24 protein-coding genes and 1 rRNA gene are annotated in these 24,381 nt (G+C 67.1%); 19 read left to right on the top strand and 6 right to left on the bottom strand.

Annotated features, from left to right (window positions below; all coding sequences use genetic code 11):
• The first annotated feature begins 171 nt into the window (after positions 1-171).
• Positions 172-287 (top strand): 5S ribosomal RNA (rrf, locus tag BLR75_RS25915).
• Positions 288-507: 220 nt separating this feature from the next.
• On the opposite strand, the gene BLR75_RS25910 is transcribed toward rrf, so the two are convergent.
• The 4 genes from BLR75_RS25910 to BLR75_RS25895 form a co-directional block, all read right to left on the bottom strand.
• Positions 508-975 carry a GNAT family N-acetyltransferase gene (locus BLR75_RS25910; protein ID WP_084315120.1) on the bottom strand — a complete coding sequence of 156 codons (468 nt, stop codon included), beginning with the start codon at positions 973-975 and terminating at the stop codon, positions 508-510.
• Between the two features lie 145 nt (positions 976-1,120).
• Complete coding sequence (fabB, locus tag BLR75_RS25905) at positions 1,121-2,338, bottom strand: beta-ketoacyl-ACP synthase I (RefSeq protein ID WP_084315121.1); 1,218 nt, start codon at positions 2,336-2,338, stop codon at positions 1,121-1,123.
• Positions 2,339-2,349: 11 nt separating this feature from the next.
• Positions 2,350-2,865 (bottom strand): 3-hydroxyacyl-[acyl-carrier-protein] dehydratase FabA, encoded by a 516-nt coding sequence (gene fabA, locus BLR75_RS25900; protein WP_084315122.1) that lies wholly within the window; start codon positions 2,863-2,865, stop codon positions 2,350-2,352.
• A 233-nt stretch (positions 2,866-3,098) separates the two neighbouring features.
• Positions 3,099-4,979 (bottom strand): ATP-binding protein, encoded by a 1,881-nt coding sequence (locus BLR75_RS25895; RefSeq protein WP_084315123.1) that lies wholly within the window; start codon positions 4,977-4,979, stop codon positions 3,099-3,101.
• A 208-nt stretch (positions 4,980-5,187) separates the two neighbouring features.
• Here BLR75_RS25895 and BLR75_RS25890 point away from each other — a divergent pair, with 208 nt between their 5' ends.
• The 12 genes from BLR75_RS25890 (at position 5,188) to BLR75_RS25835 (ending at position 15,691) form a co-directional block, all read left to right on the top strand.
• On the top strand, positions 5,188-6,210 hold the full coding sequence (locus BLR75_RS25890; RefSeq protein WP_084315124.1) for an NAD(P)H-dependent glycerol-3-phosphate dehydrogenase: 1,023 nt from the start codon (positions 5,188-5,190) through the stop codon (positions 6,208-6,210).
• Between the two features lie 10 nt (positions 6,211-6,220).
• Positions 6,221-6,562 (top strand): DUF4389 domain-containing protein, encoded by a 342-nt coding sequence (locus tag BLR75_RS25885; protein WP_084315125.1) that lies wholly within the window; start codon positions 6,221-6,223, stop codon positions 6,560-6,562.
• Complete coding sequence (gene sixA / locus BLR75_RS25880; RefSeq protein WP_084315126.1) at positions 6,559-7,023, top strand: phosphohistidine phosphatase SixA; 465 nt, start codon at positions 6,559-6,561, stop codon at positions 7,021-7,023. The genes BLR75_RS25885 and sixA overlap by 4 nt, the downstream gene beginning before the upstream one ends.
• A gap of 163 nt (positions 7,024-7,186) precedes the next feature.
• Entirely contained in the window at positions 7,187-8,854 is a 1,668-nt protein-coding gene (locus BLR75_RS25875; protein ID WP_090416176.1) for an AMP-binding protein, read from the top strand.
• Between the two features lie 16 nt (positions 8,855-8,870).
• The gene (locus tag BLR75_RS25870; RefSeq protein ID WP_084315128.1) at positions 8,871-9,299 is read left to right on the top strand and encodes a hotdog fold thioesterase; all 429 of its coding nucleotides are present in this window, start codon (positions 8,871-8,873) and stop codon (positions 9,297-9,299) included.
• A gap of 296 nt (positions 9,300-9,595) precedes the next feature.
• Positions 9,596-10,399, top strand: a complete 804-nt coding sequence (locus tag BLR75_RS25865) for an AraC family transcriptional regulator (RefSeq protein ID WP_084315129.1) — start codon at positions 9,596-9,598, stop codon at positions 10,397-10,399.
• A gap of 44 nt (positions 10,400-10,443) precedes the next feature.
• Positions 10,444-11,091 carry a LysE family translocator gene (locus BLR75_RS25860; RefSeq protein ID WP_084315130.1) on the top strand — a complete coding sequence of 216 codons (648 nt, stop codon included), beginning with the start codon at positions 10,444-10,446 and terminating at the stop codon, positions 11,089-11,091.
• Positions 11,092-11,329: 238 nt separating this feature from the next.
• Complete coding sequence (locus BLR75_RS25855) at positions 11,330-12,133, top strand: alpha/beta fold hydrolase (RefSeq protein WP_084315131.1); 804 nt, start codon at positions 11,330-11,332, stop codon at positions 12,131-12,133.
• Positions 12,130-12,990, top strand: coding sequence for an alpha/beta fold hydrolase (locus tag BLR75_RS25850; protein ID WP_084315132.1), 861 nt, complete (start codon positions 12,130-12,132; stop codon positions 12,988-12,990). The genes BLR75_RS25855 and BLR75_RS25850 overlap by 4 nt, the downstream gene beginning before the upstream one ends.
• 79 nt (positions 12,991-13,069) lie before the next feature.
• On the top strand, positions 13,070-13,735 hold the full coding sequence (locus BLR75_RS25845; RefSeq protein ID WP_084315133.1) for a glutathione S-transferase family protein: 666 nt from the start codon (positions 13,070-13,072) through the stop codon (positions 13,733-13,735).
• An 8-nt stretch (positions 13,736-13,743) separates the two neighbouring features.
• Positions 13,744-14,550, top strand: a complete 807-nt coding sequence (locus BLR75_RS25840) for a DUF4892 domain-containing protein (RefSeq protein ID WP_084315134.1) — start codon at positions 13,744-13,746, stop codon at positions 14,548-14,550.
• 88 nt (positions 14,551-14,638) lie between these two features.
• Complete coding sequence (locus BLR75_RS25835; protein ID WP_084315135.1) at positions 14,639-15,691, top strand: AI-2E family transporter; 1,053 nt, start codon at positions 14,639-14,641, stop codon at positions 15,689-15,691.
• 40 nt (positions 15,692-15,731) lie between these two features.
• On the opposite strand, the gene BLR75_RS25830 is transcribed toward BLR75_RS25835, so the two are convergent.
• Positions 15,732-16,970 (bottom strand): CynX/NimT family MFS transporter, encoded by a 1,239-nt coding sequence (locus tag BLR75_RS25830; protein ID WP_084315136.1) that lies wholly within the window; start codon positions 16,968-16,970, stop codon positions 15,732-15,734.
• A gap of 226 nt (positions 16,971-17,196) precedes the next feature.
• Here BLR75_RS25830 and BLR75_RS25825 point away from each other — a divergent pair, with 226 nt between their 5' ends.
• The 6 genes from BLR75_RS25825 to BLR75_RS25800 are packed head-to-tail and all read left to right on the top strand — an operon-like array spanning position 17,197 to position 23,088.
• Positions 17,197-18,204 (top strand): flavin reductase, encoded by a 1,008-nt coding sequence (locus BLR75_RS25825; protein ID WP_084315137.1) that lies wholly within the window; start codon positions 17,197-17,199, stop codon positions 18,202-18,204.
• Positions 18,205-18,226: 22 nt separating this feature from the next.
• Positions 18,227-19,000 (top strand): glucose 1-dehydrogenase, encoded by a 774-nt coding sequence (locus BLR75_RS25820; RefSeq protein ID WP_084315138.1) that lies wholly within the window; start codon positions 18,227-18,229, stop codon positions 18,998-19,000.
• Positions 19,001-19,010: 10 nt separating this feature from the next.
• Positions 19,011-19,802, top strand: coding sequence for a fumarylacetoacetate hydrolase family protein (locus BLR75_RS25815; RefSeq protein ID WP_084315139.1), 792 nt, complete (start codon positions 19,011-19,013; stop codon positions 19,800-19,802).
• Positions 19,803-19,813: 11 nt separating this feature from the next.
• Complete coding sequence (locus tag BLR75_RS25810) at positions 19,814-20,710, top strand: acetaldehyde dehydrogenase (acetylating) (RefSeq protein ID WP_084315140.1); 897 nt, start codon at positions 19,814-19,816, stop codon at positions 20,708-20,710.
• 13 nt (positions 20,711-20,723) lie between these two features.
• Positions 20,724-21,755 carry a 4-hydroxy-2-oxovalerate aldolase gene (dmpG, locus tag BLR75_RS25805; RefSeq protein WP_084315141.1) on the top strand — a complete coding sequence of 344 codons (1,032 nt, stop codon included), beginning with the start codon at positions 20,724-20,726 and terminating at the stop codon, positions 21,753-21,755.
• 4 nt (positions 21,756-21,759) lie between these two features.
• Positions 21,760-23,088: an MFS transporter gene (locus BLR75_RS25800; protein WP_084315142.1), complete on the top strand. Its 1,329-nt coding sequence runs from the start codon at positions 21,760-21,762 to the stop codon at positions 23,086-23,088.
• A 493-nt stretch (positions 23,089-23,581) separates the two neighbouring features.
• Here the strand turns inward: BLR75_RS25800 and BLR75_RS25795 are convergent, their stop codons facing one another.
• Positions 23,582-24,349 (bottom strand): SDR family oxidoreductase, encoded by a 768-nt coding sequence (locus tag BLR75_RS25795; RefSeq protein ID WP_084315143.1) that lies wholly within the window; start codon positions 24,347-24,349, stop codon positions 23,582-23,584.
• Between the last annotated feature and the right edge of the window lie 32 nt (positions 24,350-24,381).

Below are 24,381 nucleotides of genomic sequence, written 5' to 3'. Positions count from 1 at the left end.
AACCGATACTAATTGCCCGTGAGGCTTGACCATATAACACCCAAGCAATCTGAGAAGATTGTGCGGTGATGGTGAAGTCGACGAACCGAAAGTTCGTGAGAACCGCAAATTACATCACATACCCGAATCTGGATGAGCGTGAGCGAGAGCCACGAGCGTCCGAAAGAATTGCTTGACGACCATAGAGCGTTGGAACCACCTGATCCCATCCCGAACTCAGCAGTGAAACGACGCATCGCCGATGGTAGTGTGGGGTCTCCCCATGTGAGAGTAGGTCATCGTCAAGCACCTATCCCGAAACCCCTGGCCAGCGATGGCCGGGGGTTTTGCTTTGCGCGCGAAAAAATCCCTTCCCACCGAGCCGTTATCTGTCGCGGGCGTGGCCCGCTACTGACAGCAACTGCTGCATCATCGTATGCTGTTTCACGGACTCGCCCTCCCTGTTGCTGGCATTCTTGGAATGCCAGCGTGGTGCTTTGACGCCTTGGCGAGGGCGAGTCCATCCGATTACAGGGGAGGGGAGCGGTGGAGAGGCTTGGTCATGATGATGGTGCGCTCTTCGCCGTGGTGCTGTTCTCGCACGATGCTATAGCCTAGTCGGGTGTAGAACGCTTCAGCGGTGATGGACGAAGGAACCAGCAGGGCGTCTATGCCTCGCTCCAGGGCGGTTTCTTCGATTCGAGCCATCAGTGCCTGGCCAATGCCCTTCCGCTGCTGCTGAGGTGCGATGAAGACGCTGCGAACTGAGTTGCCATCCAGGGCTGCCGTACCGGCGATCTCATCGTCCAGGATAGCGACGAGGGCCAGGCGCTCATCCAATAGTTGCGCTACGCGCTCAGGCGTGAAGTGGCTAACTACCGACTCGATGACGCTCGCTGGGTAGTCTTGTCCATTGCTTTCCCTGACGGCCGATATGATCACGCGGCTGATGGCGGCTGCGTCTTCACTACGAGCCCTCCTGATCACGATCTCCACTTGCACTCTCCCTGCTTTGACGGATGGAGAGATCCTGGCCCGAACAAGGCCGCAGGGGAAGGAGAATCAGGTTTCGCTGTCAGCAACAAAAAACGCAGAAACAAAAAAGGCGCCTCGAAAGGCGCCTTTTTACTGGTGGGCTGAATCAGCCTTTCCAGCGCTTCAGAATCAGGGTGGCGTTGGTGCCGCCGAAGCCGAAGCTGTTGCTCATCACGGTGTCGATCTTCGCGCTTTCCTCGGTGGTGCGGACGATCGGCAGATCGGCCACTTCCGGGTCCAGCTCTTCGATGTTGGCCGAGCCGGCGATGAAGTTGCCTTCCATCATCAGCATGCAGTAGATGGCCTCGTGCACGCCGGCAGCACCCAGGGAGTGGCCGGACAGGCTCTTGGTCGAGCTGATCTTCGGTGCCTTGTCGTCGAATACGGTACGTACCGCCTTGGCTTCCGCGACGTCGCCCACCGGAGTGGAGGTGCCGTGGGTGTTCAGGTAGTCGATCGGATCGTTGACGGTGGAGAGCGCCTGCTGCATGCAGCGGATCGCGCCTTCGCCGCTCGGGGCGACCATGTCGTAGCCGTCCGAAGTGGCGCCGTAGCCGACGATTTCGGCGTAGATCTTGGCGCCGCGCTTGAGGGCGTGTTCCAGCTCTTCCACCACGACCATGCCGCCGCCGCCGGCGATGACGAAGCCGTCACGCTTGGCGTCGTAGGCACGCGAGGCCTTTTCCGGGGTCTCGTTGTACTGCGAGGAGAGGGCGCCCATGGCGTCGAACAGGCAGCTCTGGCTCCAGTGCTCTTCTTCACCGCCACCGGCGAAGACCACGTCCTGCTTGCCCATCTGGATCTGTTCCATGGCGTGGCCGATGCAGTGTGCACTGGTGGCGCAGGCCGAGGCGATGGAGTAGTTGATGCCCTTGATCTGGAACGGCGTGGCCAGGCAGGCCGAAACGGTGCTGCTCATGGTGCGCGGCACGCGGTATGGGCCGATGCGCTTGACGCCCTTCTCGCGCAGGGTATCGATGGCTTCCATCTGGTTGATGGTGGAGGCGCCGCCGGAGCCGGCTACCAGGCCGGTGCGCGGATTGGAGATCTGCTCCGCGCTCAGACCGGAGTCCTTGATGGCCTGTTCCATCGCCAGGTAGGCGTAAGCCGCAGCGTCGCCCATGAAGCGATAGACCTTGCGGTCGATCAGCTCTTCCAGATTCAGGTCGACCGAACCGGACACCTGGCTGCGCAGGCCCATTTCGGCGTAGGAAGGATTGTGGCGGATCCCGGCACGGCCGGCGCGCAGGTTGGCGGAGACGGTGTCTTTGTCATTGCCCAGGCAGGAAACGATGCCCAGACCGGTGATCACGACGCGACGCATGCGGATAACCCTTAGAAATTGTCGGTGGAAGTGAACAGGCCGACGCGAAGGCCTTCGGCGCTGTAGATTTCGCGGCCATCGACGCTGACGTTGCCATCGGCGATGGCGAGGACCAGCGAACGATTAATGGTACGCTTGATGTGGATGTTGTAGGTGACTTTCTTGGCGGTGGGCAGCACCTGGCCGAAGAATTTCACCTCGCCCGAACCGAGGGCGCGGCCGCGGCCGGGGTTGCCCTGCCAGCCGAGGAAGAAGCCCACCAGCTGCCACATGGCGTCGAGGCCCAGGCAGCCCGGCATGACCGGGTCGCCTTCGAAATGGCAGGCGAAGAACCACAGGTCCGGGTTGATATCCAGCTCGGCGACCAGTTCGCCCTTGCCGTACTTGCCGCCGGTTTCGCTGATGTGGGTGATGCGATCGATCATCAGCATGTTGGGGGCGGGCAGTTGCGCATTACCCGGGCCGAAGAGCTCGCCGCGGCTGCAGCGCAGCAGGTCTTCTCGGGTGAAGGCGTGTTGTTTGGTCATGCGAGCTCCTCAAAAATCCTCAACGACAGGGCGATTGTGCATCGGCCTGCGGCTCCGCGTGCCTGGATTGTTGTTTCGGCATCGGGCGGCAGCCTAGTCATAGACTAATGCCTATGGGTTTAAGTCACAGCGGGACGAACTACCATCCTTGTTTCTGTCAGGCCATGTCGTGCCTGGGATCATCAAGGTCGCCCGCTCCGGGGATGGAAGTGTGTTCGAAGCGTCCCGGGGGATCAACTTCCGGATGTCACCCAGCGTTGCAGAAGGGCCTGCAGGTCGGCGCGCTTGAACGGCTTGGCCAGGTAGTCGTTCATGCCGGCGCCGAGACAGGCTTCGCGGTCGCCCTCCAGGGCATTGGCCGTCAGCGCGACGATCGGAACCCGCGCGCCCCGCTCGGTGGCGCGGATCTGCCGGGTCGCCTCGTAGCCGTCCAGCACCGGCAGCCGGCAATCCATCAGGATTGCGGCGAACTCCTCACGCGCCGCGGCGCACACCGCCTCGGCCCCGTCGTTGACCAGGGTGACCCGGTAACCCAGGCTGCGCAGCATGGCTTCTATGACCGTCTGATTGACCGGATTGTCCTCCACCAATAGCACGGACTGACCAGCGGCAGGTGCGTCCGGGCTGGATGTGGCCCTGTCGGCCGGCGCCTGGCGGATGCGGAACGGCAGCGGGATTTCCAGGGTGAAGGTCGAGCCGACGCCTTCCTCGCTGCTGGCATGCAGCGTGCCGCCCATGCGTTCGGCCATGGTGCGCGCGATCGCCAGGCCGAGGCCGGTGCCGCCGTAGCGACGGGAAATCGACGAATCGGCCTGCTGGAAGGCATCGAACATGTGTTCCAGGCGCTCGGCGGAAATGCCGATGCCGGTATCCTGCACTGCACAGGTCAGCCACATGACCTTGTCGTCCAGCGGCTGCCAGCGCGCATCGAGACGGATACTCCCCTCCTCGGTGAATTTCATGGCATTTCCGAGCAGATTGACCAGTATCTGCCGCACTCGGGTCGGGTCGCCCTGGACTTCCAGCTGCTCCAGGCCCTCCTGGGCATCCAGCCAGAGCTCCAGGCCGCGCTGCTGGGCGCTGTGCTGGAAGACCTGCACCGAGCCCTGGATCAGCTCCAGCAGGTTGAACGGAATGCTTTCCAGCTCGAATGCGCCACGCTCGATGCGGGAGAAATCGAGGATATCGTTGATCACCTTGAGCAGGTGCTCGGTGGACTCGGTGGCCAGCGCGGTGTATTCGGCCTGTTCCTGGTTCAGTTCGGTGGTTTCCAGCAATTGCAGCATGCCAAGCACGCCGTTCATCGGCGTTCGCAGCTCATGGCTCATCATGGCGAGGAAATCGGTTTTCGCCCGGTTGGCCTCTTCCGCTTCCTCACGGGCGGAGATCAACTGGGCGATGCTGCGCTCCTGCTCGACGCTGGCCTGCTGCAGGCCGCGCGCCAGATTGTTGATGTGCCGGGCGAGGTCGCCCAGTTCGCCATTGTCCAGCACCGGCAGGGTAGTGCGGTAATCGCCGCTCTGGATCGCCTGCACCGCCCGTCCCATGATGCTGATCGGCGCCGACAGGCGGCGCGCCAGACGTCGCACCAGCACCAGCGTGAGGACAAGGGCGGCCAGCGCCATCAGCCCGGCCTTGAGCAGGATGTCCCGTTGGCACTCGCTGAAGGCATCGTCGGTCATGCCGACCACCACCCGTCCCAGATAACCCGCGTCGTCGCGCGCATTCGCCGGCGGGGGCAGGCTGTGGCGCTGGATCGCCGCATGGAACACCACCACCCGCGGGCCGGGCTTCAACGAACCATCCGGGTGCTCGACGTAGACGAGAATGGCGTCGTTGCTATCGCGCACCTCGACGAAGCGCACGTTCGGCGTCGACAGGGTTGCCTGCAGCAGATTCCTGACCACCGGCAGATTGCCCGTCACCACGCCATACTCGATTGCCGGCGCGAGCTGGTTGGCGATCAACTGGCCGGTATGCTCCAGCTCGTGGCGCAGATCCTGCAGGCGGGCGTAGGTGAAATAACCGGTCAGCAGCAGGGTCAGCAGCAGCGCCGGTCCCAGGCTGATCGCCAGCATGCGGGCCTGGATATTCCAGCCCTTGCCGCTGCCCATGATGATGCCCCAGCGGCGATCCGACGCTGCGGCAGAGGATGGATGTGTAGCCATGGATTGCCGAACGGCTGTTCCCGTTTCCTGTCGTTGGGCCGGATGTTAAACGAGGCGGCGCCGTTTGGCAGTCCGGCGAAGCAGGCTGTGCGCCCGCCGGTGGGGCCTTATAATGCTGCAATCGCCGCGCCGAGCGGCCCGTATTGGATGAGTCATGACTGAGCAGCAACCGATCGCCGTGCTGGGAGGTGGCAGTTTCGGCACCGCCTTCGCCAACCTGCTGGCGGAGAATGGACAGCGCGTGCTTCTGTGGATGCGCGACGAGGAACAGGCTGAGTCCATCCGCACCCAGCGCGCCAATCCGCGCTACCTGAAGGGCGTGCGGATCGCCGACGGCGTCGAGGCGGTCACCGACCTGCCGGCTACCCTGGCCACCTGCCAGATGATCTTCGTCGCGCTGCCCTCCAGCGCGTTGCGCAAGGTGCTCGAGCCCTTCGCCGACGTCCTGGCCGGCAAGCTGCTGGTCAGCCTGACCAAGGGCATCGAGGCCCAGGGCTTCCGGCTGATGAGCCAGGTGCTGGAGGAAATCGCCCCGCAAGCGCGCATCGGCGTGATTTCCGGCCCCAACCTGGCCCGCGAGATCGCCGAGCACGAACTCACCGCCACGGTGGTCGCCAGCGAGGACGAAGACCTCTGCGCCCGCGTACAGGACGCTCTGCATGGCCGCACCTTCCGCGTCTACGCCAGCGCCGACCGTTTCGGCGTGGAGCTGGGCGGCGCGCTGAAGAACGTCTACGCCATCATCGCCGGCATGGCCGCCGCGCTGGGCATGGGCGAGAACACCAAGAGCATGCTGATCACCCGCGCCCTGGCGGAAATGACCCGCTTCGCCGTCAAGCTCGGCGCCAACCCCATGACCTTCCTCGGCCTCGCCGGCGTCGGCGACCTGATCGTCACCTGCTCCTCGCCGAAAAGCCGCAACTACCAGGTCGGCTACGCCCTCGGCGAAGGCCTGAGCCTGGACGAGGCGGTGGCTCGCATGGGCGAGACCGCCGAAGGGGTGAACACCCTCAAGGTGCTCAAGGCCAGGGCCGACGAGCTGCAGGTCTACATGCCGCTGGTGGCCGGCCTGTACGCGATCCTCTTCGGCGGACGCACCCTGGAACAGGTCATCCAGGCGCTGATGAGCGGCGAGCCGAAGACCGACGTCGATTTCATCCCCACCACAGGTTTTTGAGGAGGACGCCATGTCCGCTGATCGTCAGGAAAAGGAATCTCTCGTGTTGCGCGTCTTCTGGATGCTGCTGTTCGTGCTGGTATGGCAGGTGGCGGAGCTGATCCTCGGCGCCGTCGTCGTCCTCCAGCTGATCTACCGGATCGTCTACGGCGCGCCCAGCGGCAGCCTGATGGGCTTCGGCGACAGCCTCAGCCAGTACCTCGCGCAGATCGGCCGCTTCGGCACCTTCCACAGCGACGAGAAGCCCTGGCCGTTCGCCGACTGGCCGACCCCGCGCGAACCGGAAGGGGAGGCCGCGCACAGCGTGCCGCCGGCCGAGCATCCCGTGCGCGACGAAGAGCCGAAGCTATGAAACTCTGGCTGCTGCGCCATGGCGAGGCCGAACCCCAGGCCCGCCGCGACGCCGAGCGGCGGCTGACCGCCCACGGCCGCAAGGAAGTGCTGATCAGCGCCGGGCACCTGTCCGGTCATCCGCTCGACGGCATCCTCGCCAGCCCCTACGTGCGCGCCCAGGAAACCGCCGAACTGGTGCGCGAGGCGCTGGGCTTCGACAACGCCGTCGGCACCGCGCCCTGGCTGACGCCGGACGACGATCCGCGCGACGTCCTGCGTTTCCTCGACGGCCGCGGTGAGCGCCACCTGCTGCTGGTCAGCCACCAGCCGCTGATCGGCGCGCTGGCCGGGCTGCTGCTGCATGGCAGCCGCAACGAGGCGCTGCCCATGGCCACCGCCTCGCTGGCGGAGCTGGAGGGCGATTTCCCCGCCGCCGGCCTGATGAAGCTGGTGTCCCTCTACCATCCGCGCCATTCCTGATCCGGGGCCCCGCATGGGGCCTCGCCGTTTCCTGCTGCAGGAGTTACAAAAAGTTCTCGCCGACAGCCTTGTCTGTCGCGGACTGGCATGGAATATTTCACCAAGCAAGTGCTTGGTCGGTTCGACGCTTCACCTCTAGAACAACAAATAAATGGAGGGGCACGTGGTTACTGCAGTCCGTCTACCGCTCGACCTGTTCTACCAGAACGAAGCGCGTCACGCGCAGAAACGCTACCTGGTCCAGCCGCAGCCGGATGGCTCGCTGGAAACCCTGACCTGGGGCCAGGTCGGCGAGCAGGCGCGGCGGGCCGCGGCCTGGTTGCGCAGCCTGCAGCTGCCGGAGGGCAGCCGGGTGGCGATCATTTCGAAGAACTGCGCGCACTGGATCGTCGCCGACCTGGCGATCTGGATGGCCGGGCACGTATCCGTGCCGCTCTACCCGAATCTCCAGGCCGACTCCGTCTGGCAGGTGCTGGAGCACTCCGAATCTCTGGTGGCCTTCATCGGCAAGCTCGACGACTGGCCGGCGATGCGCGACGGCGTGCCGGCGGGCGTGCTCAGCGTGGCCCTGCCGATCCATCCGCAGGGGCAGTTCGACCACCATTGGAGCGACCTCCAGTCCTGTGCGCCGATCGCCGACGACCCGCGCCCTGATGCCGCCACGCTGGCCACCATCATCTACACCTCCGGCACCACCGGCATGCCCAAGGGCGTGATGCACTCCTTCGGCAACTTCGCCTTCGCCGCCAGCCATGCGCTGGAGCTGTTCAACGTCGGCGAGGACGACCGGGTGCTGTCCTACCTGCCGCTGTGCCACGTGGCCGAGCGGATGGTGGTGGAGATGACCTCCTTCTATGCCGGCCTGACGATATTCTTCGCCGACAGCCTGGATACCTTCGTCGCCGATCTGCGCCGGGCGCGGCCAACCCTGTTCTTCGGCGTGCCGCGCATCTGGACCCGCTTCCAGATGGGCGTCTACGCGCAGATGCCGGCCGCCCGACTCGACCGCCTGTTGCGCCTGCCCGTGCTCGGCCGGCTGGTGGGCCGCAAGGTGCTCGCCGGGCTCGGCCTGGATGCCGTGCACTACGCTGCCTGCGGCGCCGCCCCGGTGCCCGAGGCGCTGCTCCACTGGTACCGCCGCCTGGGCCTGGAAATCCACGAGGTCTACGGCATGACCGAGAACTGCGGCTATTCCCATTCCACCCGGCCCGGCCGGCACAAGGCCGGCTGGATCGGCCAGCCCAGCCCCGGCGTGACGGTGCGCATCGGCAACGACGGCGAGGTACTGGTACGCAGCGGTGCGACCATGCTCGGCTACTACAAGGACCCGGAGCGCACCCGCGAAACCCTGACCGAGGACGGCTTCCTGCGCACCGGCGACGTCGGCGAACAGGACGCCGACGGCAACCTGCGCCTGACCGGGCGGATGAAGGAAATCTTCAAGACCAGCAAGGGCAAGTACGTCGCCCCGGCGCCGATCGAGAACCGCCTGGCCGTGCATACGCGCATCGAGCAGATCTGCGTGGTCGGCGACGGGCTCAGTGCGCCGATCGGCTTGTGCGTGCTGTCCGAAGTCGGGCGCCGCGAGGCCGCGAACGGCGCGCGCGGCGAACTGGAAGACAGCCTGCGGGTCCTGCTCGACGAGGTGAACGGCCGCCTGGACAAGCACGAGCGGCTGGCCGGACTGGTGCTGATGAAGGACGTCTGGTCGGTGGACAACGGCTTCCTCACCCCGACCCTGAAGATCAAGCGCAACGTGATCGAGAAAACCTACGGCGGCCAGCTCCAGCAATGGGTCGAGCGCCGCGAGGCGGTTCAATGGCTCGAATGAGAGAGGGGGATCATCCATGAGCATATGGCGCACCCGGCCGGACCTGGACGCGCTCAACGCCATGCTGGCGAACAGCATCGGCGAGGTCCTGGGGATTCGCTTCGAATCCTTCGATGACGAGTCGATCACCGCCAGCATGCCGGTCGACTCGCGCACCCACCAGCCGCGCGGCCTGCTGCACGGCGGCGCCTCGGTGGTGCTGGCGGAAACCCTGGGCTCCACCGGCTGCCACCTGTGCATCGACAGCACCAGGTACGCCTGCGTCGGTCTGGAAGTGAACGCCAACCACCTGCGCGGCCTGCGCAGCGGGCGGGTCACCGCTGTTGCCCGTCCTTTGCACATCGGACGCAGCACGCATGTGTGGGAAATCCGCCTGCATGGCGACGACGGCAAACCGAGCTGCATCTCGCGGCTGACCATGGCGGTGGTGCCGCTGGAGCGTTGAGCCAGCAGGGGCGTGTAGGAGTAACTGCCTTTTGCAGCGCTGTGCCAGCGCATGCCCTCACCTCTCCCAGAGGGGGGAGCGGGCAGATCGTGCCGGCAGATGTCGAGGTGTCTCCTGTGCTGAGCGGTCCCCTCTCCCGCTTGCGGGAGAGGGCTAGGGCCAGGGGCCATTGATCTTGTAGGAGCGGGCCATGCCCGCGATCGCGCGCATGGCGCGCTCCTGCAGGGAGCGCCGCCGCCCGGCACCCTCGCAATTTTGTCCAAGACCCGCCGTTCCCGCGCCGGTACAGTAGGCCCATGGAACGCATCGAACACCACAGCAGCGGCCTGCCCGGCGTCCGTTTCATCGACGCCGAGTACCGCCGATTCGCCTTTCCCCGGCACTTTCATCTTGACTACCACGTCGGACTGATGCTGGACGGCTGCCAGCGCTACACCCATCGCGGTGAGCGCTCTCTGGCCGGGAACGGCGACATCCTGCTGATGAGCCCCGAGAGCATCCACGATGGTTCCAGCGAGGACGAGGACGGCTATCGTATCCGCGTGCTGTCCATCGACCCGCAATGGCTGGACGATGCCTGCCGCGCCTTCAGTGATGGGCGCCAGGGCGCGCCACGCCTGACCGCCGCGCAACTGCGCGATCCGCTGCTGCAAGCCGAACTGCAACGCGCCCATGCCCTGATGCTGGGCGGCGAGCGTCTGGCCCAGGAAGGCCAACTCTGGCAAGCGCTGGCCGCACTGCTGGAACGCGCCTCCAGCCTGCGCATCCGCGAACCGGAGCAGGGTTTCGATGCTCCGACCTGGGCGCGCATTCGCGAGTGGCTGGAATCGCGCCTGGAAACCCCGCCGACCCTGGAAGAAATCGCCGCGTTCTGCGACCTCAGTCCCTGGCAGGTGCTGCGCCGCTTTCGGCACCAGTGCGGGTTGCCACCACATCAGTGGCTGACCCAGCTGCGCCTGGAGCGCGCGCTGCCACGGGTGATCAAGGGTCAGCCGCTGGCGGAGATCGCCCTGAGCCTGGGCTTCTATGACCAGGCGCATTTCAGCCGCCTGTTCCGCCGTACCTACGGATTGCCGCCCACGCGACTACGCCAGCGCTGATCCGCCCGATTTCGCGTTTCCCTTTCCCACTGGAGAATCCCGCCATGCAGGAGGTTCACGTCTTGCTCATGCTCACCGCTGTGTTCGCGGTCGCCCTGGTCAGCCCTGGCCCGGACGTCGCCCTGGTGGTGCGCACCTCGCTACACCAGGGTCGCCGCGCCGGCGTGCTCAGCGCCCTTGGACTGGCTTGCGGCATCCTGGTCCACGGTACCCTGGTGCTGACCGGTGTGTCGTTGCTGCTCAGCCGTTCACCGCTGTTGTTCAGCGCGCTGCAACTGGTGGGCGCGGCCTATCTCGGCTGGCTCGGTGTCGGCGCGCTGCGCGCGTTGCGCAAGCCGGGTGGAGCAGGGCGGCTCGACGGTGAATTGTCCGCGTCGAAGCTGGGCCCCTGGCTGCGCGGGCTGGCGACCAACCTGTTCAACCCCAAGGCGCTGGTGTTCTTCCTTGCGCTGCTGACCAGCCTGATCCCGGTGGACATGTCGGCGCCCGGCAAGGTCTCGGTGGCGGTGATGCTGTTCGTCGTCGGCTTCGCCTGGTTCAGCCTGCTCAGCGTGATCCTCACCCGACCGCTGTGGCAGCAGCGCCTACAGCGCGCAGTGCCGGTGATCGATGGTGCCTGTGGGCTGGTGTTCCTGCTGGTGGCGGGCGGCATCCTGTTCAACGTGGTGAACCACGCGGCGCGTTGGGTGTGAGGTGTGCTGGCGGATAACTTATTCCAAGTTATGCGCCCTACGATGGGGCTTTCGTAGGGCGAATAACCGTTCACGGTTATCCGCCGAGGTTGTCTTGCACGAAGCGCCGATCAGGGCAAATCCGCCGGAGCGCCATGGAGTTTGACCGTAGTGCCGTCATAAGCGGGAGCGCGGGCCATTGCCGCGCCCACGGTGCTGTCGGAAAATTCAGACTGTCATTCCCCTGAGTTCACCCAGCATGTCGCAAGCGGTCTTCTTCGCCCACGCCAACGGTTTCCCCTCGGCCACCTACGGCAAGCTGTTCGACGCCCTGCAGCCGGAGTACCGGGTACGCCACCTGGAGATGCACGGGCACGACCCGCGCTTCCCGGTGAATGCCAACTGGGAAAACCTGGTGGACGAACTGCTGCACCATCTCGACGGCCTCGACGAGCCGGTCTGGGGCGTCGGCCATTCCCTCGGCGGCATCCTCCACTACCACGCGGCGCTGCTCCGGCCCGAGCGCTATCGCGGGGTGGTCATGCTCGACTCGCCGGTGTTCTCCACCACCGGTCAGCTGATGATCCGCGCGGTCAAGAGCCTCGGCCTGATCGACCGCGTCACCCCGGCCGGGCGCACCCTGGGGCGTCGCGAGCAGTTCGCCGACCTCGACGAGGCGCGCGAATACTTCGCCGGCAAGACGCTGTTCCGCCATTTCGATCCCGACTGCCTGGACGCCTACCTGCGCCACGGCCTGGCGCCGGATGCCGAGAACCGCGGGCTGCGCCTGAGGTTCGACCCGGCCACCGAGATCAGCATCTACCGCAACGTCCCGCACCGCAGCCCGGGACGCCCGCAGCAACTGGCGGTGCCGCTGACGCTGGTGCGCGGCCGGGACAGCCGCGTGTTGCCGGGGCCGTTCGTGCGCTGGATGGAACGCGTCCCGAATGCGCAATGCCTGGCGCTGCCGGGCGGCCACATGTTCCCCCTGGAGCGCCCGCGGGATACCGCCGAGCTGCTGAAGAACGTGATGGGCCGCGGGCAGGGGAGCGCCCGACAATGACCGCCCACGTCGAGGAAATCCGCCTGAGCCTGCCGCACATCGAGCTGGCGGCGCACCTTTCCGGGCCGGAAGACGGCCGCCCGGTGATCGCCCTGCACGGCTGGCTGGACAATGCCATGACCTTCGCCCGGCTGACGCCGAAGCTTCCCGGGCTGCGCATCGTCGCGCTGGATTTCGCCGGTCACGGCTACTCGGCGCACCGTCCCGCCGGCGCCGGCTATTCGCTCTGGGACAATGCCCTGGACGTGCTGATGGCGGCGGAGCAGCTGGGCTGGGAGCGCTTTTCCCTGCTCGGCCATTCCATGGGCGCGATCGTCTCGGTGCTGCTCGCCGCGGCGATGCCGGAGCGGGTGGAGCGCCTGGCGCTGATCGACGGGCTGGTGCCCTTCACCAGCGAAGCCGGGAGCACCGCGGAAAACCTCGGCCAGGCGCTGAAGGCGCAGCTCCTGCTGGGGCGCAAGCAAAAACCGGTCTACCCCAGTATCGAACGCGCCGTGGCGGCGCGCATGAAGGACGGCGCGGTCAGCCGCGAAGCCGCCGAGCTGCTGGCCGAGCGTGGACTGATGCCGGTGCCGGGCGGCTACACCTGGCGCACCGACCCGCGCCTGACCCTGCCGTCGCCGCTGCGCTTCAGCCGTGACGGCGCGCTGAACCTGCTCGACTCGCTGCGCTGCCCGGTCAGCCTGGTGCTGGCCCGTGAGGGCGTGCTCGGCAGGAAGAGCGGGGTGCGCGACCATCTCGACGGCCGTCCCTTCGCCATCGAGGAACTGCCCGGCGGGCACCATCTGCACCTGGACGACGAGGCCGGTGCCCAGGCGGTGGCGGCGGTCATCCGGCCATTCCTGACGGCGGACTGAAAATATCCGGCAAAGTCCGCGCCTTGACTAAAGCGGGGCGAGCCACGAGTCTGCATGGATCACAGTCGGGAGAGTGAGCATGATCGACCTTTACACCGCCGCCACGCCGAACGGCCACAAGGCATCCATCGCACTCGAAGAACTCGGCCTGCCTTATGAAGTGCATGCGCTGTCGTTCGATCGCAGGGAGCAGAAAAGTCCGGAATTCCTCCGGATCAACCCGAACGGGCGGATCCCGGCCGTCGTCGACCGCGACAACGGCGACTTCGCCGTGTTCGAGTCGGGCGCCATCCTCATCTACCTGGCGGAGAAGACCGGCCGCCTGATGCCGCTCGATAGCAAAGGCCGCTCCACGGTGATCCAGTGGCTGATGTTCCAGATGGGCGGGGTAGGGCCGATGCAGGGCCAGGCCAACGTGTTCTTCCGCTATTTCCCGGAGCAGCTGCAGGGCGCCATCGACCGCTACCAGCACGAGACCCGCCGCCTCTACGAAGTGCTCGACAGCCGTCTCGGCGAGGTCGAATACCTGGCTGGCGACTACAGCATCGCCGACATCGCCACCTTCCCCTGGGTACGCATCCACGACTGGTCCGGGGTTTCCGTCGAGGGGCTGGACAACCTGCAGCGCTGGCTCGCCGCCATCGAGGCGCGTCCCGCCGTGCAGCGCGGCCTGCTGGTGCCGCGCAAGGAAGAGGCCGACGCCGACAAGGCCGTGGAAACCGCCCGTTCCATGCTGATTCGTTGAGCGTGCGGATGCGTACATTCCTGCTTGCCAGCGCGTTGCTGGCCGCTACTCCCGTTGGCGCCGCCGATGTCGCCGATAGCCACGACCTGCAGGTCCTGCCGCGCTACCCGCGGGCGGAGATCGTCGATTTCGACCAGGCTGCCGACCAGGAGCGGATCTATCCGCTCGGGGCGATCAGCCGCATCAGCGGCCGCCTGCGCATGGAGGGCGAGGTGCGCGGCGTGGGCCAGCTCACCGCCGTCACCTATCGCCTGCCCGAGGAAGAGGACCGGCCGCTGGCCTTCGGCGCCGCCCGCAGCACCCTGCTGAAGGCCGACGCCACGCCGCTGTTCTGGTGCGAGGCGCGCGATTGCGGTTCGAGCAGCCTGCTGGCCAACGCGGTGTTCCACAAATCCAGGCTGTACGGCCCGGACGACCAGCAGGCCTACCTGCTGGTGCGCCTGGCGCCGCCGCAGGAGAACACCCTGCTCGCCATCTACGCCATCACCCGCGGCAACCGCCGCGCCTACCTGCACGCCGAACAGCTGGACAGCAATACCGCCCTCGGCGAACTGCTGCCCAGCGCCGCCACCCTGCTGCGCCTGCTCAAGGCCAACGGCGAGCTGACCCTCGCCCATGTGCCGGACGAACCCGGCGGCGTCTGGCTGGACCTGCTGGTGCGCACCCTGCGCCTGGATACCGGCGTGCGCGTCGAACTGGCCGGCAGCCACGCCGAGGACTGGCGCGGCGCGCTGGGTGGCCAGGGCGTGCGCGCGGCGCGCATGGAACTGGGTACCCACGAAGGCGCCGGGCTGCACCTGACCTGGCTGCGCTGAACCTCCGCGCCGCGCCGCCAGGCCGGCCGCGGAGACACCCGCCTAAACTGGGATTTGATCCCCGCTTCACCGACCGGAGTCCGGCCCGATGTTCGACAATGACCGCCTGCTGCTGCGCATCCTCCTGCTGGGCCTGCTGGGTGCCAGCCTGTGGGTGCTGGCGCCCTTCACCTCGGCGCTGTTCTGGGCCGCCGTGCTGGCCTTTTCCAGCTGGCCGCTGATGCGTGGCCTGACCCGCCTGCTGGGCGGACGCGAGGCACTGGCGGCAGGCCTGCTCACCGCCGGCTGGATCGTGCTGGTGGCCATTCCGCTGATCTGGCTCGGCTTCGGCCTGGCGGACAAGGTGCGCGAGGCCGTCGAGTTCCTGCGCAACCTGCAGATGTCCGGCCTGCCGCCACCGCCGGAATGGCTGGCGCGCACGCCGCTGATCGGCGGTCGGCTGATCGGCTGGTGGTACTCCATCGACCAGCAGGGCGTGGCCTTCTTCTCCGCGCTCAAGCCCTACATGGGGCAGGTCGGCAACTGGCTGCTGGCGCGCACGGCCAAGCTCGGCGGCAGCATTTTCGAGCTGGTCCTCAGCCTGGTGCTGATCTTCTTCTTCTACCGCGACGGCAAGCGCCTGGAAGCCTTCGCCCACAGCATGCTGCAACGCCTGATCGGCGACCGCGCCGGGCATTACCTGGAACTGATCGCCGGCACCGTGCAGCGGGTGGTCAACGGCGTGATCGGCACCGCCGCCGCCCAGGCCGTGCTGGCCACCACCGGTTTCCTGATCGCCGGGGTGCCCGGGGCGATCATCCTCGGCCTGCTGACCTTCGCCTTCAGCCTGCTGATGGTGCCGCCGCTGATCTGGGGGCCGGCCACCGTCTGGCTGTTCGTCCAGGGCAGCTATGGCTACGGAGTGTTCCTCGCGCTCTGGGGGTTCTTCGTCATCAGTGGCGTGGACAACATCCTCAAGCCGTACCTGATCAGCCGCGGCGGCAACCTGCCGCTGGTGGTGGTGCTGCTCGGCGTGCTCGGCGGCCTGCTCAGCTTCGGCTTCATCGGCCTGTTCGTCGGCCCGGTGCTGCTGGCGGTGGTCTACAACCTGGTAACCGACTGGATCGCCAGCCCCAAGCAGCAGACGCCGCCGACGGTGTGATCTCGCACCTGTAGGAGCGGGCCATGCCCGCGACCGCACTTCAGATCGGCTCGCTGCGCGCCCCGACCAGAAGGTTGCGTCCGGCGCCGAGGCCGGCGACGGTGGCGGCGATCGAGATGACCACGAAGATCACGCCGGCGGCGCTCCAGCCGCCGCTGAGATCGTGCACCACGCCGACCAGGAACGGCCCCATGGCCGCCAGGGTGTAGCCCACGCCCTGGGCCATGCCCGAGAGGTTGGAGGCGATGTGGGCATCCCGCGAGCGCAGCACGATCAGCGCCAGGGCGATGCTGAAGCAGGCGCCCTGGCCGAGGCCGAGCACCACCGCCCACAGCCAGATGCCGGAAAGCGGCGCATACAGCAGACCGAGCAGGCCGGCGAGGGTCAGCACCATCACCACCACAACGCCGACACGCTGGTCGCGGCCGCGCGTCGCCAGCCACGGAGCGGCCAGCGCGCTGCCCAGCTGCACCATCACCGAACCGGAAAGCACCAGCCCCGCTGCGGTCGGCGTGAGGCCGCGGTCGATGAGCATCGACGGCAGCCAGCCGAACACGATATAGGCCAGCGAAGACTGCAGCCCCATGAACAGGGTGACCTGCCAGGCCAGCGGATCGCGCCACAGGTCGCTGACCCGGTAGGCCTGGCGCTGGGCGTGATGATTGCTGCGGGCCTGCGGCAGCCACACCAGCGCGGCGAGGATCGCCGGCAGCGCCCAGAACGCCAGCGCCAGTTGCCAGCTGTCGTCCAGCAGCGCGCCCAGCGGCACCGTCGCACCCGCCGCCACCGCCGCGCCGAGGCACAGCGCCATGGTGTAGACCCCGGTCATCACCCCGGCATGGGTGGGAAAGTCGCGCTTGACGATCCCCGGCAGCAGCACGCCGATGATGCCGATGCTGGCGCCCGCCACCACGCTGCCGGCGAACAGGCCGAACACCGGGAACAGGCTGCGCAGGACGATGCCGCCGGCGAGCAGCAGGAGGATCAGCAGCACCGTGCGCTCGGCGCCCAGGCGCCGCGCCAGGATCGGCGCCAGCGGCGCGAACAGGCCGAGGCAGAGCACCGGCAGGGTGGTCAGCAGGCCGGCGGCGGACGCCGACAGGCCGGTGTCGTCGCGCACCTGGTTGAGCAGCGGCGCGAGGCTGGACAGCGCCGGCCGCAGGTTGAGCGCCACCAGGATCAGGCCGGCCAGGAGCAGCCAGGGACTGGTCGGTGGATGGTGCGGCTGGGGGGAGTCGTCGACTTCGGCGTCGATCAGGAGTTCTTTGGCGGAGGACATCGGCGTCGTTCCAGGCAGGTGAAGCGAAAGAATCGCGCGGAAAGGGAAAGACTCTAGCGCGATCGGATCGTCCGGGGCCAATCGGCGGTCTTTTCATGGCCGTGCCTGGGCGGCGCGAAGTGGCTGGAAGCGGCGCATGGCCTGCCATAGTCCGTATCGACGATGAGCGCGGAGCGGCCCGATCGGATACTGAACACAACCCGGACAAGCCACCACGAGGCAGACCATGACCGCTCAGCCCAGCTTCAACCCCCAGGCCTTCAGGGCGGCTCTGAGCACGTTCACCACTGGGGTGACCATCATCACCACCCGCAACGAGGCGGGGGAGCCGATCGGGATCACCGCCAACAGTTTCAACTCGGTATCGCTGAACCCGCCGCTGGTGCTCTGGAGCCTGGCGAAGTCGGCGTTCAGCCTGCCGGCGTTCTCCGCCAACCGCTCCTGGAACGTGCACGTGCTGTCGGCCCAGCAGGAAGCCCTGTCGGGACGCTTCGCCTCGCGCGGCGAGGACAAGTTCGCCGACATCCAGCTGGATACAGGCATCAACGACATCCCGCTGCTGCCGGCCTGCACCGCGCGCTTCCAGTGCCGCACCGCCTTCATGTACGAGGGCGGCGACCATGTGATCTTCGTCGGCGAGGTGCTGCAGTTCGACAAGAGCGAGCTGCCGCCGCTGGCGTTCCAGAGCGGCCAGTACGCCCTGGCGGCGCGCAAGCCGCGCGAGGGCGTGCAGCTTTCCAGCAGCGCCAATCCGCCGCCGGAGTGCAGCTACACCGAGGACCTGCTCGGCTACCTCGCCGGCCGCGCCCACTACCAGCTGCTGGCCGCGCTGCGCTCGCTGCTGCGTAGCCAGCGCGTCGACGAGCACGCCTTCTTCGTGCTCTCGGTGCTCAGCGTGCGCGAATGCCTCAGTCTCGAAGAGATCAACGAGTTCGTCGCCTACACCGGCTACGAGGTGACCCAGTCGATGCTGCTGTTCCTGGAGAAGCAGGGCTACATCGCCAGCGAACGGCTGAACGGCGGCCTGCGCTTCGTGCTCACCGCCGCCGGCCGCGAGATTTCCCTGGAACAGATCGCCCTGGCCAAGGCGGTCGAGCAGCAGGTGGTCGACAAGCTCGGCCCGGGCGATGCGCAGGCCCTGAAGATCATGCTCAAGCGGCTGATCCAGACAACCGATCCGGGCCTGCCGGACCTCTGGGCGACCGAACCGACCCCGCTGGTGCACACCGCCTGAACCCATCATCCGAGGACTTGCAATGAATCTGCTTGAACGTTTTGCCCTGCCGGACTCCGTGGCGATCGTCACCGGAGCGGGCAAGGGGATCGGTCGCGGCATCGCCCTGGCCTACGCGGCAGCCGGCGCCAAGGTGGTCTGCGCGGCGCGCACCCTGGCCGACGTCGAGGCGGTGGCGGAACAGATCCGCGCCGAGGGCGGCGAAGCCATCGCGGTGAGCTGCGACGTCACCGACGCCGGGCAGCGCGAGGCGCTGGTGGCGGCTGCGCTGGAGGCCTACGGCAAGGTAACGCACCTGGTCAACAATGCCGGCGGCGCCGGGCCGAACAACCCGCTGAAGCTGCCGGTCGACAGCTTCGACCAGACCCTGCACTTCAACGTCAGCAGCGCCTATCACATGATCCAGCTCTGCGTGCCGCACATGCGCGAGGCGGGGCAGGGCAACGTCATCAACATCACCTCCGGCGCCGCGCGCTACGTGCAGAAGAGCTTCAGCAGCTACGGCGCGGCCAAGGCGGCGCTGAGCCACCTGACCCGTCTGCTGTCCCAGGACTTCGCCCCGCTGGTGCGGGTCAACGGCATCGCGCCGGGGCCGATCCTCACCGATGCGCTGCTGCGCGTGATGCCCGAGGAAATCCGCACGCAGATGGAAAAGGCCACGCCGATGCAGTGCCTCGGCGAGGTGGAAGACATCGCCGCCGCCGCGCTCTACCTCGCCACTCCGGCCTCGAAGTGGGTCACCGGCAAGATCATCGAAGTCGATGGCGGCGCCGAGAACAGCGTCTTCCCCGGCTGAGGAGCGATCCATGGACGAAAAACTGATCCAGGCGCTGGGTGACGAGCTGTTCGCCGCCCTGCGCGAGCGCCGCACCGTCGCACCGATCACCGCACGGCATGCGGACATCGACCTCGACGCCGCCTACCGCATCTCCCTGCAGTTCCTCCGTCGCCGCGAGGCGCTCGGCGAGCGGGTGGTGGGCAAGAAGATCGGCGTCACCAGCAAGGCGGTGCAGGACATGCTCGACGTGCATCAGCCCGACTTCGGCTTCCTCACCGATCGCATGCAGGTGGCCGATGGTGCGGCCGTCAGCCTGGCCGAATACAACCTGATCCAGCCGCGCGCCGAGGGCGAGATCGCCTTCATCCTCGCCGAGGACCTGAGCGGGCCGGGCGTCACCGCCGCCGACGTGCTGGCGGCCAGCCAATCGGTGAGCGCCTGCTTCGAGATCGTCGACTCGCGCATCCACGACTGGAAGATCGCCATCCAGGACACCGTCGCCGACAACGCATCCTGCGGCGTGTTCGCCCTCGGCGAGCAGCGGGTCGATCCGCGTTCCCTGGACCTGGCCGCCGCCGAACTGCGCCTGTTCAGGAACGGCGAGCCCACCGGCCATGGCTTCGGCTCGGCGGTGCAGGGGCACCCGTGCGAAGCGGTGGCCTGGCTGGCCAACACCCTCGGCCGCCTCGGCATTCCGTTCCGCAAGGGCGAAATCATCCTCTCCGGCGCGCTGGCGCCGCTGGTGCCGGTGGCTGCCGGCGACCGCGTCGAGCTTTCCATCGGCGGCCTCGGTACGGCCAGCCTGGCATTCACTGATTGAGCGAGACCACCATGAGCAAGAAGATCCGCTGCGCCCTGATCGGGCCCGGCAATATCGGCACCGACCTGCTGTACAAGCTCAAGCGCAGCGAATACCTGGAACCGGTGTGGATGGTCGGCATCGACCCGACCTCCGAGGGCCTCAAGCGCGCCGAGGAAATGGGCCTGAAGGTCACCTGCGACGGCGTCGACGGCCTGCTGCCGCACGTACAGGCCGATGACATCCGCATCGCCTTCGATGCCACCTCCGCCTACGTGCATGCCGAGAACAGCCGCAAGCTCAACGAGCTGGGCGTGCTGATGATCGACCTGACCCCCGCGGCCATCGGCCCCTACTGCGTGCCGCCGGTGAACCTGGAGGAAAACCTCCGCGCCGGCGCGCTGAACGTCAACATGGTCACCTGCGGCGGGCAGGCCACCATCCCGCTGGTCGCCGCCGTGTCGCGGGTGCAACCGGTGGCCTACGCCGAGATCATCGCCACCGCGGCGTCGAAATCCGTCGGCCCGGGCACGCGCAAGAACATCGACGAATTCACCCGCACCACCGCCGGCGCAGTGGAAAAGGTCGGCGGCGCGAAGAAGGGCAAGGCGATCATCGTCATCAACCCGGCCGAGCCGCCGCTGATCATGCGCGACACCGTGCACTGCCTGACCGAGGGCGAGCCGGACGAGGCGGCGATCACCGAATCCATCCACGCCATGATCGCCGAGGTGCAGAAGTACGTGCCCGGCTACAAGCTGGTCAACGGCCCGGTGTTCGACGGCAAGCGCGTGTCGATCTTCATGGAAGTGGAGGGCCTGGGCGACTTCCTGCCGAAGTACGCCGGCAACCTCGACATCATGACCGCCGCCGCGGCGCGCACGGCGGAGATGTTCGCCGAGAACCTGCTCAAGCAAACCACACTCTAGGAGGCGACCGGCCATGGACCTTCGCGGCAAGAAAATCACCGTTCATGACATGTGCCTGCGCGACGGCATGCACCCCAAGCGCCACCAGATCAGCCTGGAGCAGATGCAGTCCATCGCCCAGGGGCTGGACGAGGCCGGCATTCCGCTGATCGAAGTCACCCACGGCGACGGCCTGGGCGGCAGTTCGGTGAACTACGGCTTCCCGGCGCACAGCGACGAGGAATACCTCTCGGCGGTGATCCCGCTGCTCAAGCGGGCCAAGGTTTCGGCGCTGCTGCTGCCGGGCATCGGCACCGTCGACCACCTGAAGATGGCCCACGAGCTGGGCGTGAATACCATTCGCGTGGCGACCCACTGCACCGAGGCGGATGTCTCCGAGCAGCACATCACCCATGCGCGCAAGCTCGGCATGGACACCGTCGGCTTCCTGATGATGGCGCACATGAACAGCCCGGAGGGGCTGGTCAGGCAAGCCCTGCTGATGGAGTCCTACGGAGCCAACTGCGTCTACATCACCGACTCCGCCGGCTACATGCTGCCGGATGACGTGACCGCCCGCGTGGCCGCCATCCGCGCCGCGCTGAAGCCGGAAACCGAGATCGGCTTCCACGGCCACCACAACCTGGCCATGGGCGTGTCCAATTCCATCGCCGCCATCGCCGCCGGCGCCACCCGTATCGACGCGGCCTGTGCGGGCCTCGGCGCCGGCGCTGGCAACACTCCGATGGAAATCCTCGTCGCCGTCTGCGACCGCATGGGCATCGATACCGGCGTCAGCGTGTTCGGCATCCAGGACGTCGCCGAGGACCGCGTGGTGCCGATCATGGACTTCCCGATCCGCAGCGACCGTGACGCCCTGACCATGGGTTATGCCGGTGTCTATGGCTCGTTCCTGCTGTTCGCCAAGCGCGCGGAGAAGAAGTACGGCGTGTCGGCGCGGGAAATCCTCGTGGAGATGGGCCGGCGCGGCATGGTCGGCGGCCAGGAGGACATGATCGAAGACACCGCGCTGACCCTGCTCAAGCGCCGTTCCGCCTCGGCCTGATCCCGTGACCACTCAACCCGCCGGCCCGCTGGGCTGGCGCACCCACGGCGTGCTCGCGCTGCTGGTGCTGGCCTATGCCGGCAGCTTCATCGGCCGGCAGGTCATCTCGGTGATGATCGAGCCGATCAAGCGGGAATTCGGCGCCAGCGACGCCGCCATGGGGTTGATCTCCGGGCTGGCGTTCGCGGCGGTCTATGTCGTCCTCGGCCTGCCCGCGGGACGGCTGGCGGACCGCTATCCGCGCGTCCGCGTGCTGGCCGTGGTGGCGGCGTTGTGGGCGCTGGCGACGCTGCTCTGCGGCCTCGCCGTGGGTTTCGCCATGCTGGTGCTGGCGCGCATGCTGGTGGCGGCGGCCGAGGCGCCGCTGTCGCCGGCGTCGCTGTCGCTGGTGGCCGATCTCTACCCGCCGCGTTATCGCTCGCTGGCGATCAGCTGCTTCACCGGTGCGCCGACACTCTCGGCGATCCTCGGCCTGAGCGTCGGCGCCTGGCTGGTGGAGGTGCACGGCTGGCGCTGGGGCTTCTTCCTCATATCCGTGCCACTGGGCGTCCTCGCCCTGGTCTTCGGCCTGCTGGTGCGCGAGCCGCCGCGCGGGCGCTGGGACGACCTGACCCTCACCCAGCAGAAGCCGTCCGGCATGCTCGCCAGCGCAATGGAACTGCTGCGCAATGGCGATTACCGCCTGCTGATATCCGCCACCGCGCTGACCACCTTCGGCGCCTTCTCCCTGGCGATGTGGAATACGTCGTTCCTGGTGCGTTCCCACGGGCTGTCGCTGCAGGAAGCGGGCATCCTCGCCGGCGTGGTGATGGGCACGTCCGCGGCGATCGGCAGCCTGTTCAGCGGCTGGCTCGCCGACCGCCTGTGCCTGATCGATCCCGCGTGGCTGCTGCGTATCCCGCTGATCGGCCACCTGGTGTCGCTGGCTTCACTGCTGGCCTACCTGTGCTGGCCGGCCGAGGTGGCCTTCATGCTCGGCGACCTGCCGGTGCCGACGGCGATCCTCTGGTGCGCACTGTCGTCGTTCTTCTCGGTGTGGTGGGTGGCGCCGTCCTTCAACCTCCTCACCCAACTGGTCAGCCCCTGGCAGCGCGCCACGGCCATCGCCCTGCAGACCATGCTGTCGACCCTGTGCGGGGTAGGGTTGGGGCCGCTGGTCACCGGCGCGCTCAGCGACGCGCTGATTCCCTTCGGTGGCGAAGAGTCGCTGCGCCATGCACTGGTGCTGGTGAACCTGACGCTGGTGGTGCCGTTCGCGTTGCTGGTCGTATTGCAGCGGAGGCGGGCGCAGACGACCGTGGTAACCGTCGAGACGGTGGCTGATCAGGCGTAGGGCGGGTGAAACCCGCCATTCCGGGCGTTGGATATCAATGGGTTGCACCCGCCCTACGGCCGGACGCAGAGCATCCAGGGCGGCGCTATCCGCAGCGATCGATACGCTGGTGCGGATGCCTGAACCTGTAGGAGCCAGCTTGCTGGCTCCTACACACAAGGTGTAAGCGCGCGGCGGATTGCCATCATTCCCACGCTCCCGCGTGGGAATGCATCCCAGGACGCTCCTGCGTCCCTAAGGGCTGGCGGATAACGCTGGCGCGTTATGCGCCCTACCCAAACGCTGCTGCCGGCCCTGTAGGAGCGGGCCATGCCCGCGACCAGGAGCGTCGCACGCATGGCGTGCTCCTACAAAAAGGGCATCGGCAGAATGAACGATCCACGTAGGGCAAAACCTGTCGGAGCGGAGCTTGCTCGCGAATGGCGGGGCCGGGTTCGCGAGCAAGCTCGCTCCTACAAATAGAGAAGCGGGACCGAACGGCCCCGCGAGGGGATCAGAACCGATTCGGCCGCATCATGGCATCCATGCCGCCATCGGCGAACACCACGGTGCCGTGCATGAAGCTCGCCTGTTCGGACAGCAGGAAGCGGATCACTCCGGCCAGCTCGTCCGGCTGGCTGCCGCGGCCTAGCGGGGCGACGAAGTTGCGGGTGGCCTCGCCGTATTTCGGGTCCTCGGTGGAGGCCTTGTACAGCGGCGTTTCCACCACGCCCGGCGCCACCACGTTGAGACGGATGCCCAGCTTCGCCCACTCGTGCACCTTGCGCCGTACCAGCACGCTCGCCGCGTACTTGGAGCCGGCGTAGGCCATGCTCGGTTCGTTGAGCTGGTTGGCGCCGGCCACAGCCGCTTCCTCGTCGCCGGCGAGCATCGCTTCGACCATCTCCAGCCTGTCCGCTCCCGGCTGCACCGAAGCCACCGAACCGACCACCACGGCCGACGGCGAATTGCCCTTGCCCAGGGCTTCGGCAAGGCCGTCCAGCAGCGCGCTGACGCCGAAGTAGTTCACCGCGACGATCAGCCCGCTGCTGGGCGCGGTGACGCCGAGGCCGGCGCACAGCACCAGGTGATCGAGCACGCCGCCGCTTTTCTCCAGCACCTGGCGGACGGCTTCTGCGCGGCCAGCCGGGGTGGACAGGTCGGCGTTGACATCGGCGCCGGCACGGTCGATGCCGATGATCTGGTGGCCGGCTTCGCGCAGCTGGCGGCACAGCGCCGCGCCGATTCCGGATGCCGATCCGGTTACTGCAGTGATGGGCATGTCTGTTTTCTCCATTTCTCGACAAAAGAAAA

It is taken from the genome of Pseudomonas jinjuensis (assembly GCF_900103845.1).
Lineage (GTDB): Bacteria > Pseudomonadota > Gammaproteobacteria > Pseudomonadales > Pseudomonadaceae > Pseudomonas > Pseudomonas jinjuensis.
This window is presented reverse-complemented; position numbering and strand designations above follow the sequence as displayed.

Excerpts from the sequence above, each read along its gene's own strand:
- fabB (WP_084315121.1), bottom strand. The coding sequence starts at position 2,338 with ATGCGTCGCGTCGTGATCACCGGTCTGGGCATCGTTTCCTGCCTGGGC.
- fabA (WP_084315122.1), bottom strand. The coding sequence starts at position 2,865 with ATGACCAAACAACACGCCTTCACCCGAGAAGACCTGCTGCGCTGCAGC.
- BLR75_RS25895 (WP_084315123.1), bottom strand. The coding sequence starts at position 4,979 with ATGGGCAGCGGCAAGGGCTGGAATATCCAGGCCCGCATGCTGGCGATC.
- BLR75_RS25890 (WP_084315124.1), top strand. The coding sequence starts at position 5,188 with ATGACTGAGCAGCAACCGATCGCCGTGCTGGGAGGTGGCAGTTTCGGC.
- BLR75_RS25885 (WP_084315125.1), top strand. The coding sequence starts at position 6,221 with ATGTCCGCTGATCGTCAGGAAAAGGAATCTCTCGTGTTGCGCGTCTTC.
- sixA (WP_084315126.1), top strand. The coding sequence starts at position 6,559 with ATGAAACTCTGGCTGCTGCGCCATGGCGAGGCCGAACCCCAGGCCCGC.
- BLR75_RS25870 (WP_084315128.1), top strand. The coding sequence starts at position 8,871 with ATGAGCATATGGCGCACCCGGCCGGACCTGGACGCGCTCAACGCCATG.
- BLR75_RS25865 (WP_084315129.1), top strand. The coding sequence starts at position 9,596 with ATGGAACGCATCGAACACCACAGCAGCGGCCTGCCCGGCGTCCGTTTC.
- BLR75_RS25860 (WP_084315130.1), top strand. The coding sequence starts at position 10,444 with ATGCAGGAGGTTCACGTCTTGCTCATGCTCACCGCTGTGTTCGCGGTC.
- BLR75_RS25855 (WP_084315131.1), top strand. The coding sequence starts at position 11,330 with ATGTCGCAAGCGGTCTTCTTCGCCCACGCCAACGGTTTCCCCTCGGCC.
- BLR75_RS25850 (WP_084315132.1), top strand. The coding sequence starts at position 12,130 with ATGACCGCCCACGTCGAGGAAATCCGCCTGAGCCTGCCGCACATCGAG.
- BLR75_RS25845 (WP_084315133.1), top strand. The coding sequence starts at position 13,070 with ATGATCGACCTTTACACCGCCGCCACGCCGAACGGCCACAAGGCATCC.
- BLR75_RS25840 (WP_084315134.1), top strand. The coding sequence starts at position 13,744 with ATGCGTACATTCCTGCTTGCCAGCGCGTTGCTGGCCGCTACTCCCGTT.
- BLR75_RS25835 (WP_084315135.1), top strand. The coding sequence starts at position 14,639 with ATGTTCGACAATGACCGCCTGCTGCTGCGCATCCTCCTGCTGGGCCTG.
- BLR75_RS25830 (WP_084315136.1), bottom strand. The coding sequence starts at position 16,970 with ATGTCCTCCGCCAAAGAACTCCTGATCGACGCCGAAGTCGACGACTCC.
- BLR75_RS25825 (WP_084315137.1), top strand. The coding sequence starts at position 17,197 with ATGACCGCTCAGCCCAGCTTCAACCCCCAGGCCTTCAGGGCGGCTCTG.
- BLR75_RS25820 (WP_084315138.1), top strand. The coding sequence starts at position 18,227 with ATGAATCTGCTTGAACGTTTTGCCCTGCCGGACTCCGTGGCGATCGTC.
- BLR75_RS25815 (WP_084315139.1), top strand. The coding sequence starts at position 19,011 with ATGGACGAAAAACTGATCCAGGCGCTGGGTGACGAGCTGTTCGCCGCC.
- BLR75_RS25810 (WP_084315140.1), top strand. The coding sequence starts at position 19,814 with ATGAGCAAGAAGATCCGCTGCGCCCTGATCGGGCCCGGCAATATCGGC.
- dmpG (WP_084315141.1), top strand. The coding sequence starts at position 20,724 with ATGGACCTTCGCGGCAAGAAAATCACCGTTCATGACATGTGCCTGCGC.
- BLR75_RS25795 (WP_084315143.1), bottom strand. The coding sequence starts at position 24,349 with ATGCCCATCACTGCAGTAACCGGATCGGCATCCGGAATCGGCGCGGCG.